Origin of the sequence: Providencia sp. PROV202, from assembly GCF_028479565.1 — a bacterium.
In the GTDB taxonomy this organism is placed as follows: domain Bacteria; phylum Pseudomonadota; class Gammaproteobacteria; order Enterobacterales; family Enterobacteriaceae; genus Providencia; species Providencia zhijiangensis.
The window spans coordinates 125,004-137,305 of the sequence record NZ_JAMPNV010000012.1 but is presented as its reverse complement, the minus strand read 5'-3'; the positions used below and the strand labels follow the sequence as shown (position 1 = coordinate 137,305).

The following is a 12,302-nucleotide window of genomic DNA, read 5'->3' as shown; positions in this document are numbered from 1 at the left end:
TTTGTTACTTTCATCAGCAGAATAATTCTAAAATTCCACACTTTGGGGGCTATAAATGCAGGAAAGTTATAAAGTTCTCGTCGTCGATGATGATATGCGTTTACGTGCTCTGCTTGAACGTTACCTCACCGAGCAGGGTTTTCAGGTAAGAAGTGCAGCGAATGCTGAACAGATGGACAGAATTCTAACGCGGGAATCTATTCATTTAATCGTATTGGACTTAATGCTTCCTGGGGAAGATGGCTTATCTATTTGCCGTCGTTTACGTAGTCAAAACAACCCAATTCCAATCATTATGGTTACCGCGAAAGGCGAAGAAGTTGACCGTATTGTGGGCTTAGAAATTGGTGCGGATGACTATATCCCTAAACCGTTTAACCCTCGTGAACTGTTAGCGCGTATTCGTGCGGTGCTGCGTCGCCAAGCGAACGAGTTACCGGGTGCGCCATCGCAAGATGATGCCGTCATCACTTTTGGTAAATTCAAACTGAACCTCGGAACCCGTGAAATGTTCCAAGGCGAAGAGAATATGCCATTAACCAGTGGTGAGTTTGCGGTGTTGAAAGTATTAGTTTCTTATCCACGCGAACCATTATCTCGTGACAAACTGATGAGTTTGGCTCGAGGTCGTGAATACAGTGCGATGGAACGTTCTATCGACGTTCAAATTTCACGTTTACGCCGTATGATTGAAGAAGATCCTGCGCACCCACGTTACATTCAAACCGTTTGGGGCTTAGGATACGTATTTGTTCCAGATGGAAGTAAAGCATGAAGCGACTGAGGTTCTCACGACGTAGTACATTTTCTCGCTCGTTATTTTTGTTCGTTGCGCTCCTGTTCGCAAGCCTTGTGACCAGCTACATGGTTGTATTGAATTTTGTTGTGATGCCAAGCTTACAGCAGTTCAATAAAGTGCTTGCTTATGAAGTGCGAACATTAATGACAGAGAAAATGGTTCTACAAGATGGAACCTCAGTGCGAGTTTCACCCGCATTACGTAAAAAAATCTACAATGAGCTTGGGATTACCTTTTACGCCCATTCAGCGGCGATGGAAGAGGGATTAAACTGGGCAAAAGAGTATGATTTTTTAAGTGAAAACATGTCGGAATACTTAGGTGGTAAGGCCAGCGTGCATCTGGAACTTGGGCGTGAGTATCCGATATTGTGGTTAACATCCTACCTAGCACCGGATATTTGGGTGCGCGTTCCACTCACCGAAATCGGTCAGAATCAGTTTTCTCAAGTTTTCCGCTATACACTCACGGTCTTCCTCACTATCTTTGCGGGGGTTTGGCTCTATATTCGCTATCAAAACAAGCCATTATTAGAGCTGGAGTATCACGCGGGTGAGGTCGGTAAGGGGCATGTTATGCCGCCGATGCAAGAGAAAGGTGCCACTGAGGTGCGTGCGGCTATTCGTTCGTTCAACCATATGGCGGCAGGGATAAAATCCCTCGAAAATGATCGTACAGTATTAATGGCAGGGGTCAGTCATGACCTTAGAACGCCACTAACCCGCATTCGTCTCGCAACGGAAATGATGGGGCCTGAAGATGGTTATCTTGCTGAATCTATCAATAAAGATATTGAAGAGTGTGACGCAATCATCGGTCAATTCATGTCTTACCTGAAAACAGGGCAAGAGATGGATATGGAGTTCTGCGACCTTAACACCATCCTCAATGAGGCTGTTGTTGCTGAAACCAACGTCGTGGGAGAAATTGAAACCAATTTAGTCCCAGGGCCAGTGATGTTTAATGGTAACCATCTTGCTATCAAACGCGCGATTACCAACATGATAGTCAACGCTTATCGCTACGGAAATGGCTGGATCAAAGTCAGCAGTGGTAAAAACGAAGATTACGTTTGGTTCCAAGTTGAAGATGACGGTGCAGGGATCAAAGAAGAAGACATTCAACGCCTATTCCAGCCGTTCGTACAGGGTGAAAAAGCCCGCAGCAACAAAGGTACAGGGCTGGGGCTTGCGATAATTCGCAGAATTATAGATGCTCACGAAGGGAATATTGAGATCCATAAAAGTGAGCGCGGCGGGTTTGCTATTAGAGCCCTTCTCCCCCTAAAAGAACGCGAAGACTGATATCTCGTCGTATTTCGCGTTGTAGCGTTGTTGGCTGCTCTCGTTAACCCTAGTCACATACTCATGTATGCTCCTAGGGCTTAACTCGTTTGCCTCCTAGCTACAACACGAACTACTTAGAGATATACTGTGTTAGAAAGATAGATAGAAAGATAGAAAGATAGAAAGATAGAACGAGAAAAAGAGAAAGAAATTTTTTCATTTATGACAATATGTCATATTCCAAACGCTAAGCTGTCATATTCATTAATCTTATTTAGTTGGTTGAAAAATAAGAAAAAAATTATTTTTATCCCATTCTGCTACACTTAATCATGTCGATAAAATCCGCAAATGTCATAAAACTGTCATAAACCTGACATATTGCCGTAACTCAATTGTCCTATTTTCCCTACCGTGACATACACCCAATAATTTAATACTTGATTATTTCTTACATCCCCGGAGGGATTATGAAAATGATGCGTACCACACTAGCAAGCGTAATGGCAGCAACCTTATCTCTGACTGCAATGTCTTCTTTTGCTGCTACCAGCCTGACCGGAGCTGGCGCGACATTCCCTGCTCCTGTTTATGCGAAGTGGGCAGATACTTATCAGAAAGAAACAGGTAATAAAATTAACTATCAGGGGATCGGTTCTTCTGGTGGTGTAAAACAAATTAATGCAAAAACAGTTGATTTCGGTGCGTCTGATGCACCATTGACTGATGAAAAACTCAAAGAAGACGGCTTATTCCAATTCCCAACCGTGATTGGTGGCGTGGTTTTAGCGGTAAACGTTAAAGGCATCGAATCTAATCAGCTGGTTCTTGATGGTAAAACTCTGGGCGACATCTACTTAGGTAAAATTACTAAATGGAATGACCCAGCTATCGCAAAATTGAATCCAAACGTAAAATTACCTGACCAAAATATCGCTGTGGTTCGCCGCTCTGATGGTTCTGGTACCACATTCGTCTTCACAAGCTACTTAGCAAAAGTTAGCTCAAATTGGAAAGATGAAGTTGGTGCAGGTTCAACGGTTAACTGGCCGAAAAACAGCGTAGGCGGTAAAGGTAACGACGGCGTTGCAGCCTTTGTTCAACGTCTGCCAGGCTCTATCGGTTATGTAGAATATGCTTACGCAAAACAGAATAATCTTGCGTATACTAAGCTGGTTTCTGCAGATGGTCAGCCAGTTTCACCAACAGGTGAAAGCTTTAGCGCAGCAGCGAAAAAAGTGGACTGGTCTAAATCATTTGCACAAGACCTGACTAACCGTGAAGGTGCTAACGCATGGCCAATTACCTCGACCACATTCATTTTAGTTCACAAGCAACAAGCGGATGCTGAGAAAGGTAAAGCGGTTCTTGATTTCTTCAACTGGGCTTACGACAAAGGTGGTAAACAAGCAGAAGCATTAGATTACGCTGTATTACCTCAAGAAGTTGTGACCGCAGTACGTGCAGCATGGAAAACAGAAGTAAAAGATAGCCAAGGTAAAGCACTGTTCTAAGTGCCCCTCGGGTTGGAAAAGGGTAAGCGGGGCTGAGGAATAGCTCCCGCTTATTCACCGTAGTAACGTAAGTCCTACTGAAAAGTAGGCATGGAATGAGAACAAAGCGCATGGCCGAAAAAATAACGGCATTCAAAGCCCCTAGTAAATCGGGCGACGTGATTTTTAGTGCATTAGTCAAAATAGCAGCGCTAATCACTCTCCTCATGCTTGGTGGCATTATTATTTCCCTGATTTTCGCATCTTGGCCAAGTATGCAGAAATTCGGGTTTTCGTTTTTGTGGAATAAAGAGTGGGATGCGCCAGCAGAACAATTTGGTGCATTAGTGCCTATCTACGGCACCATCGTCACATCATTAATCGCTCTGATCATTGCCGTACCCGTGAGTTTTGGTATCGCATTATTCTTAACAGAGCTAGCACCTAACTGGTTAAAACGCCCATTAGGTATTGCGATTGAGCTTCTCGCTGCAATCCCAAGTATTGTTTATGGTATGTGGGGACTCTTTGTCTTCGCACCGTTATTTGCAGAATACTTCCAAGAACCCGTTGGTAATGTCATGTCGAGCATTCCAATTGTTGGCGAACTGTTCTCAGGCCCAGCATTTGGTATCGGTATTCTTGCGGCAGGTATTATCCTTGCCATTATGATCATCCCTTATATCGCCTCGGTAATGCGCGATGTATTTGAACAAACTCCTGTGATGATGAAAGAGTCAGCCTACGGAATTGGCTGTACCACATGGGAAGTGATTTGGAATATCGTTCTGCCTTATACCCGTAATGGAGTGATTGGCGGAGTGATGCTGGGGTTAGGTCGTGCTCTGGGAGAAACCATGGCGGTGACATTCGTCATTGGTAACACTTACCAGCTCGATAGCCCTTCACTGTTTATGCCGGGTAACAGTATTACCTCTGCGCTGGCGAACGAATTTGCTGAAGCGGAAAGTGGTTTACACACAGCGGCACTGATGGAACTTGGTTTAATTCTGTTTGTGATTACCTTCATCGTTCTGGCGATTTCCAAGCTGATGGTAATGCGCCTTGCTAAGAATGAGGGACGCTAATATGTCGATTTCTGAACCTGTTGTAGTGAATCAAAAAGAACGTGCACGCCGCCAAGCATGGCGCCGTCAAGTCAACAGAATGGCATTATTAGTCTCTATGCTGACGATGGCATTTGGTTTGTTCTGGTTAGTGTGGATTTTATTCTCCACGGTAACCAAAGGGATTGATGGCATGTCCCTCAATCTGTTTACTGAAATGACACCGCCGCCAAATACAGAAGGCGGTGGTTTGGCGAACGCCATTGTGGGAAGTGGATTGCTAATCTTATGGGCGACCGTTATCGGAACACCATTAGGGATCTTAGCGGGTATCTACTTAGCGGAATATGGTCGTAAGTCGTGGTTAGCTTCAGTGACGCGTTTTATTAACGACATTCTGTTATCTGCGCCTTCAATTGTGGTTGGTTTGTTTGTTTACACCATTGTGGTGGCTCAAATGCAGCATTTCTCGGGTTGGGCAGGGGTGATTGCACTTGCATTACTGCAAATCCCAATTGTTATCCGTACCACTGAGAACATGTTGAAGCTCGTGCCTGATAGCCTGCGTGAAGCGGCATATGCACTGGGCACGCCAAAATGGAAAATGATTTTATCCATTACATTAAAAGCATCTGTATCTGGGATTATTACTGGTATTTTGCTGGCTATCGCGCGTATTGCTGGGGAAACCGCACCGCTGCTGTTCACGTCACTGTCAAATCAATTCTGGAGTACCGACATGAATGAGCCAATTGCTAACTTACCAGTGACTATCTTCAAATTTGCAATGAGTCCGTTCTCTGAATGGCAGCAATTAGCATGGGCAGGGGTTCTCCTTATCACCCTATGTGTCCTGTTAATCAATATCATTGCCCGTGTTGTGTTTGCACAGAAAAAACACTAATCCCAGACGAATAAAAGAATTGATAGAGAGAAGTAGCCATGATTAATGCAAACGATATTGCAAACAGTAAAATTAAAGTTCGTGACCTTAACTTCTACTATGGAAAGTTTCACGCGCTGAAGAATATCTCTTTAGACATTGAAAAGAACAAAGTGACCGCGTTTATCGGCCCATCAGGTTGTGGTAAATCCACGCTGCTGCGTACCTTCAACAAAATGTACGAACTGTATGGCGAGCAACGCGCTGAAGGCGAAATTTTACTGGATGGTCAAAACATCCTGACTGACAAACAAGACATCGCGTTATTACGTGCGAAAGTCGGTATGGTGTTCCAAAAACCCACGCCATTCCCAATGTCTATCTACGACAATATCGCGTTCGGTGTGCGTTTATTTGAAAAGCTGTCCCGCGTCGAAATGGACGAGCGTGTGCAGTGGGCACTGACAAAAGCGGCACTGTGGAATGAAACCAAAGATAAACTTCACCAAAGCGGCTACAGCCTCTCTGGTGGTCAGCAACAGCGTCTGTGTATTGCGCGCGGTATCGCTATTCGCCCAGAAGTTCTGTTACTTGATGAGCCATGTTCTGCTCTGGACCCAATCTCAACGGGGCGTATTGAAGAGCTGATCACGGAATTGAAGTCAGAATACACGGTGGTGATAGTGACCCACAACATGCAACAAGCGGCACGCTGCTCTGATTACACGGCATTTATGTACTTGGGTGAGTTGGTGGAATTTAACAACACTGACAAGATGTTCACCACCCCAGAAATGAAACAAACTGAAGATTATATTACTGGCCGCTACGGTTGATATGGAGCCGACGATGGATACGCTGAACCACAACAAACATATATCAGGGCAGTTCAACGCTGAACTGGAACATATCCATACTGAGTTGATGACCATGGGGGGGCTAGTTGAAGAGCAGCTCACCAAGGCCATCACTGCAATGCATAATCAGGATGAAGCCCTAGCGCGAGAAGTGATTGCCAACGACCATAAGGTTAACATGATGGAAGTGGCAATCGACGAAGAGTGCGTCAAGATCATTGCCAAGCGCCAGCCGACGGCAAGTGACTTACGTTTGATTATGGCAATCTCAAAAACTATCGCTGAACTGGAAAGAATCGGTGACGTCGCGGATAAAATCTGCCAAACCGCACTGGAAAAATTCTCTCAGCAGCATCAGCCATTATTGGTGAGCTTGGAATCATTAGGTCGCCATACCGTGCAAATGCTGCATGACGTGCTGGATGCTTTTGCGCGCATGGACTTGGAAGAAGCTATCCGTATTTATCGTGAAGATGAAAAGGTAGACCAAGAGTACGAAGGGATTGTTCGTCAGTTAATGACGTACATGATGGAAGATCCGCGTACCATTCCAAGCGTTTTAACCGCGCTGTTCTGTGCTCGCTCCATTGAGCGTATCGGTGACCGTTGCCAGAACATTTGTGAATTTATTTTCTACTATGTTAAAGGGCAAGATTTCCGCCATGTGGGTGGGGACAGCCTTGAAAGAATGCTGACTAGCTCGAAAGACAGCAATAAAGAGTAATTGTTAAACCACTGAGGTGTTCACACCTCAGTGTTCATCTTCTTCATTTTCTTCTTGCTCGATAAGAGTCTTAATCTGCAACATTTTAGGGGTCGCTCCGATGGATTTTCACCCCTTTTTTTATGTCCATGCATATTCCAAATTGATATAAATATATTATTTAATATTATTTCAAGTGCTAAGAAATAGTTGATAGCTTGTGATGGTCGATTTACACAAATTTACCGTTAGGGGTATTCAATGAAAGCTCGTTTTCTTACTTCCGCACTTTTAGTTGCAGGTCTGGCGCTGACAGCGAATGTCGCTAGCGCAGATAAATTAGATGATATTAAACAAGCGGGAGTGATCCGCATTTCTGTTTTTGACAGTAATCCCCCATTCGGATTTATTGATCCTAAAACCAAAAAACTCGCCGGCTATGATATCGATATCGCTCAAGCGATTGCGGATGATCTTGGCGTGAAATTAGAGCTGCGTCCAACCAACCCGGCTAACCGCATTCCACTGCTAACATCCGGCAAAGTTGACCTGATTGGTGCCAACTTCACAATTACAGACGAACGTGCAAAACAGGTGGATTTCTCCATTCCTGACTTTGCAACAGGGCAAAAATTTATCGCTCGTAAAGGCGTACTGAAAACCCCTGAAGATATCGCCCCACTGCGTATTGGTGCAGATAAAGGCACCGTGCAGGAAGTGACTCTGCGTGAACGCTTCCCGAATACCAAAGTCATCTCTTACGACGATACCCCGCAAGCTTTCGCAGCGCTGCGTAACGGTAACGTACAAGCGATCACCCAAGACGACGCTAAACTGGTGGGCTTGCTAGGTAACTTACCAGAAAAAGTGAAAGCAGACTTTGAAATTTCACCGTTTAGCTTAACAAAAGAGTACCAAGCGTTAGGCGCGAGCAAAGGGGAAACACGTTTAATTGAGAACGTAAACGCCACCTTGCTGAAACTGGAGAAAGAAGGCAAAGCGAATGAAATTTATAACCGTTGGTTTGGTCCAGACACCAAAGCGGCACAACCACGCGGTGAATTCAAATTTGCCCCTTTGAGCGAACAGCCTAAATCTTAAGTTAATGATGTCGTTTAGTGAGAGTAAACGCCCCTGCCATGTTGCAGGGGTTGTCAGTTATAGCGAGGCGAAATATGTTCGACAAATTTTTTAGCGGTGACTTCTGGTCTGCGCATCTACTAGCACCACAATACCTTGAGTGGTTTGGCTATGGCTTTTTGCTCACAGTTTGGATCTCGATTTGTACGATCATCGCTGCCACGCTATTAGGTTTTATTGCTGCTTCAGCAAGAGACAGTCAAATTGCGCCGCTACGCTGGTTTGTGACTGTTTATATTTCGATTTTCCGTAATACGCCGCTATTGGTGCAACTGTTTTTCTGGTACTTCGCCTCGGGAGAGATTCTCCCTGAATCAGCGATGGAATGGCTGAATACGCCTCATGAAATGGAATTTTTAGGGATGACATTAAGCTGGCCATCCTTTGAGTTTTTGGCGGGATTTGTCGGTTTGACGCTATACACCATACCTTTCATTGCGGAAGAAGTGCGCTCAGGTATCCGAGGAGTGCGCCAAGGGCAGAAACAAGCGGCTCTCGCTTTAGGGCTGACTTCATGGCAGTCCATGCGTTTAGTGATTTTACCGCAAGCCGTAAAAATCGCGTTACCGCCACTGTTAGGGCAATACATGAACGTCGTCAAAAACTCATCATTAACCATGGCGATCGGGGTAGCGGAGCTCTCTTATGTATCACGCCAAGTGGATAGTCAATCATTACAAACATTTGCTGCATTTGGTTTAGCAACAGTACTGTACATCGCAATTATCGCCTTTATGGAAGGCTGGGGTCAGTGGCGACAACAGCGTCAGTTGGCTCAGGGGGTATAAGATGGATTTTTCAATCATTACAGACAACTGGCAATATTTGCTATTTGGGGCTTACCCTGATGGACCATTGGAAGGAGCTGCTCTAACGCTAATTATGAGCATATTGGCTGGCGCCGCATCTATTGTCCTCGGTACATTGGGCGGTATTGCACTGGCGATGCTACGTGGTTTCTGGATGAACCTTTTTGCCGCTGTTTTAGGGTTTTTCCGTGCCATTCCCGTCATTATGTTGATTTTTTGGACTTACTTTCTATTGCCGATTGTCTTCGGAACCGAAATTCCAGGCGTTGCGGCGGTAGTATGTGCACTGGCGTTGATCACTTCAGCCTATCTAGCGCATGGTGTGAAAGCGGGAATTCTTGCTATCGGTCAAGGGCAATGGAACGCGGGGTTATCGTTAGGGTTTAATCGTTGGCAGGTTCTCTGGAATGTGGTGTTACCTCAAGCCTTACGTATGATGGTGCCTTCCTTTATTAACCAATGGGTTGCGTTAATTAAAGATACCTCCCTGGCGTATATTGTAGGAGTGGCGGAGCTGTCATTCTTAGCCACACAGGTGAATAACCGTGAAATGATCTATCCGTTGGAGGTGTTCCTGTTTGTGGCATTTATCTACTTTGTGATGTGCCTGTCAGTAGAAATTATTGCCAATCAAGTGGCGAAAAGACTCAGTGATAAAAGTGCAACGCGCAGCCGTTCAGCAAAACGCGGTTGGCTGTTTTGGCGCCGTCAAAAGCTGATTGCGCTTTCTTAATCGTACAAAGGCGGCGAAATTCCTCAATGGCGGTGTGACAACCGCCATATCTCCCTCGATATTCATTTACAGTATCAGTCAGTTAGGAAATGTGACTTATTTAAAATGACGCAATCGTTTTCTTTTGGACCGTTTAGTTGTACCATGAGCCGAAAAAAACTTTTTTTCGTGCCCACCACGCATCCATTGGCAATCTAGGGCATGACATTTCGACAAGGCGCATTTTAATGACTAATCAATCATCTGGCTCCTCGCAATCGCAGGGTCTGTTTCAGCGTGTGTTTAAATTACAAGAACACGGCACCACCGCAAGAACAGAGCTTGTTGCAGGGTTCACCACCTTCCTGACGATGGTATATATCGTTTTCGTTAACCCACAAATTTTGTCCGTCGCTGGCATGGATATCAAAGCGGTATTCGTAACTACCTGTTTAATTGCAGCCATCGGCAGTATTTTAATGGGCTTACTGGCAAACTTACCTATCGCCGTTGCACCTGCGATGGGGCTAAACGCTTTCTTTGCTTTTGTGGTCGTTGGGGCGATGGGCTATTCATGGCAAGTCGCTATGGGCGCGGTATTCTGGGGCGCAGTGGGCTTATTTATTCTGACGTTATTCCGGATTCGTTATTGGATTATCGCGAATATTCCTCTGAGTTTACGCGTGGGGATCACCAGCGGTATCGGTCTGTTTATCGCCATGATGGGACTGAAGAACTCCGGTATTATCGTCGCAAACCCAGATACCTTAGTCTCGATTGGTAACCTAACTCACCATAATGTGTGGTTAGGGGCATTAGGCTTTTTCATTATTGCCATTTTAGCGGCGCGTAATATTCATGCGGCAGTATTGGTGTCTATCGCCGTGACGACGCTGATTGGCTTAGCGCTGGGCGATGTGAAATATACAGGCATTTTCTCAATGCCACCAAGTATTACCAGTGTTGTTGGCCAAGTGGACTTTGCTGGCTCACTGGATCTGGCACTTTCTGGGGTTATCTTTGCCTTTATGTTGGTGAACCTGTTTGACTCCTCGGGCACTATGATTGGGGTAACAGACAAAGCCGGTATTACCAACGAGCGCGGGACTTTCCCTCGCATGAAGCAAGCGTTGTATGTGGATAGCTTAAGTTCCGTGGCAGGCTCAGCAATGGGGACTTCGTCCGTAACGGCGTACATCGAAAGCTCTTCAGGGGTATCGGTGGGCGGTCGTACAGGTTTAACCGCGATTGTCGTTGGTGTGTTATTCCTGTTGACCATGTTTATCTCTCCGCTGGCAGGCATGGTTCCTGCTTATGCAACCGCAGGCGCGCTGATTTATGTTGGCGTTCTGATGACTTCAAGCTTAACGCGCGTGAAATGGGATGACTTAACGGAATCCGTTCCGGCGTTTATTACTGCGGTCATGATGCCGTTTAGCTTCTCGATTACCGAAGGTATTGCGTTAGGCTTTATTGCGTACTGTGCGATGAAGATTGGTACGGGGCGCTGGCGTGATCTGGGTCTGTGTGTGATTTTAGTCGCAGCGATGTTCTTACTCAAAATGATCTGGATCGACGCCTAATATTAATGCTCGTCATATTTTGCGCTGTAGCGGCGTTGGCTTCAATTGCTAACCCTAGTCACATACTTGTGTATGCTCCTAGGGATTAGCAACTCTTGCCGCCTTGCTACAGCACAAACTATTTAGAGCATTGCTCAAGGTGACTCTCTATTTTTGCCCCCTGGTGATACAGCTATTGAGAGCATTGGAATGCTTAGGCAACTTGAATTACCTAGAATATCGCTCAAAACATAAATCTCTATTCTGAGTGCAAGACCCTTCAACGGGCTTCCCTTTTTGTTGCTTGAATGCAACTCAAATTATTTAAGGTATAATCATTAAAGTACTGTTGCGAATGCAAAGTGAGATAAAATTCACCTAAATTGCAAAGTAGTGCTTTCGCTGCTTAAGGGATCCTGCTAGATTCCGCAGCAGAAACTGATTTTATCAAGGTAGCAAACCATGAATTCACCGAAAAAACCGACCGCAAAACTGAAGAAAAAATACCGTAAGACGAAAGAAGAGCTCAACGCAGAAGGCCGTGAGCGTAAACGCGAGAAAAAACATCGCGGGCATAAGTCTGGTAGCCGTAACCAAGATGGTGCTTCGAATGGTCAAAAAAATGGACAAAATGTTCAGGCTGACCCACGTATTGGTAGTAAAAAACCAATTCCATTGGTGGTTGAAAGTAACCAGCCGGTAGTGCGTCCTGTCGTGAAAGAAAAGCCAGTTGCTAAAGAAAAACTGACGCCAGAAAAAGAACTGGAAATGCTAGAAAGCAACGATCGCTTAGATGCGATTCTGGCACGCCTGGAAGATGGCGAAACCATTACTGCGCAAGAGCAGCAATATGTTGATACCTGCTTAGATCGCATCGATGAACTGATGAATATTCTCGGTATCGAATATGCGGACGAAGACGGTGATGAAGAGGAAGAAGAGAAATTTGATGACATTATGCGCATCTTAAAAAGTAAATAATTACCTCTCT

At 45.2% G+C, this 12,302-nt stretch carries 12 protein-coding genes; all 12 read left to right on the top strand.

Features of this window, described 5'->3' with window-relative positions; all coding sequences use genetic code 11:
* Nucleotides 1-55: 55 nt before the first annotated feature.
* The 12 genes from ompR to yihI all read left to right on the top strand — a co-directional run bounded on the left by ompR (nt 56) and on the right by yihI (nt 12,292).
* Nucleotides 56-775, top strand: coding sequence for an osmolarity response regulator transcription factor OmpR (ompR, locus tag PR799_RS09685; protein ID WP_036948456.1), 720 nt, complete (start codon nt 56-58; stop codon nt 773-775).
* Entirely contained in the window at nt 772-2,103 is a 1,332-nt protein-coding gene (gene envZ / locus PR799_RS09680; protein ID WP_154626381.1) for a two-component system sensor histidine kinase EnvZ, read from the top strand. The genes ompR and envZ overlap by 4 nt, the downstream gene beginning before the upstream one ends.
* Nucleotides 2,104-2,555: 452 nt before the next feature.
* On the top strand, nt 2,556-3,599 hold the full coding sequence (pstS, locus tag PR799_RS09675) for a phosphate ABC transporter substrate-binding protein PstS (protein WP_154626383.1): 1,044 nt from the start codon (nt 2,556-2,558) through the stop codon (nt 3,597-3,599).
* Nucleotides 3,600-3,709: 110 nt separating this feature from the next.
* Nucleotides 3,710-4,666 carry a phosphate ABC transporter permease PstC gene (gene pstC / locus PR799_RS09670; RefSeq protein ID WP_154626385.1) on the top strand — a complete coding sequence of 319 codons (957 nt, stop codon included), beginning with the start codon at nt 3,710-3,712 and terminating at the stop codon, nt 4,664-4,666.
* A 1-nt stretch (nt 4,667) separates the two neighbouring features.
* The gene (pstA, locus tag PR799_RS09665; protein ID WP_036948467.1) at nt 4,668-5,549 is read left to right on the top strand and encodes a phosphate ABC transporter permease PstA; all 882 of its coding nucleotides are present in this window, start codon (nt 4,668-4,670) and stop codon (nt 5,547-5,549) included.
* 38 nt (nt 5,550-5,587) lie between these two features.
* Nucleotides 5,588-6,364: a phosphate ABC transporter ATP-binding protein PstB gene (gene pstB / locus PR799_RS09660; RefSeq protein ID WP_154602252.1), complete on the top strand. Its 777-nt coding sequence runs from the start codon at nt 5,588-5,590 to the stop codon at nt 6,362-6,364.
* A gap of 13 nt (nt 6,365-6,377) precedes the next feature.
* Nucleotides 6,378-7,109 (top strand): phosphate signaling complex protein PhoU, encoded by a 732-nt coding sequence (gene phoU, locus PR799_RS09655; protein ID WP_154626387.1) that lies wholly within the window; start codon nt 6,378-6,380, stop codon nt 7,107-7,109.
* Between the two features lie 240 nt (nt 7,110-7,349).
* Entirely contained in the window at nt 7,350-8,189 is an 840-nt protein-coding gene (locus PR799_RS09650) for an ABC transporter substrate-binding protein (protein ID WP_036948477.1), read from the top strand.
* Between the two features lie 74 nt (nt 8,190-8,263).
* Nucleotides 8,264-9,016 carry an amino acid ABC transporter permease gene (locus PR799_RS09645; protein WP_272521857.1) on the top strand — a complete coding sequence of 251 codons (753 nt, stop codon included), beginning with the start codon at nt 8,264-8,266 and terminating at the stop codon, nt 9,014-9,016.
* Between the two features lies 1 nt (nt 9,017).
* The gene (locus PR799_RS09640) at nt 9,018-9,770 is read left to right on the top strand and encodes an amino acid ABC transporter permease (RefSeq protein WP_154626391.1); all 753 of its coding nucleotides are present in this window, start codon (nt 9,018-9,020) and stop codon (nt 9,768-9,770) included.
* Between the two features lie 227 nt (nt 9,771-9,997).
* Nucleotides 9,998-11,332 (top strand): NCS2 family permease, encoded by a 1,335-nt coding sequence (locus PR799_RS09635; protein ID WP_272521856.1) that lies wholly within the window; start codon nt 9,998-10,000, stop codon nt 11,330-11,332.
* A 441-nt stretch (nt 11,333-11,773) separates the two neighbouring features.
* Complete coding sequence (yihI, locus tag PR799_RS09630; protein ID WP_154626395.1) at nt 11,774-12,292, top strand: Der GTPase-activating protein YihI; 519 nt, start codon at nt 11,774-11,776, stop codon at nt 12,290-12,292.
* Nucleotides 12,293-12,302: the final 10 nt, after the last annotated feature.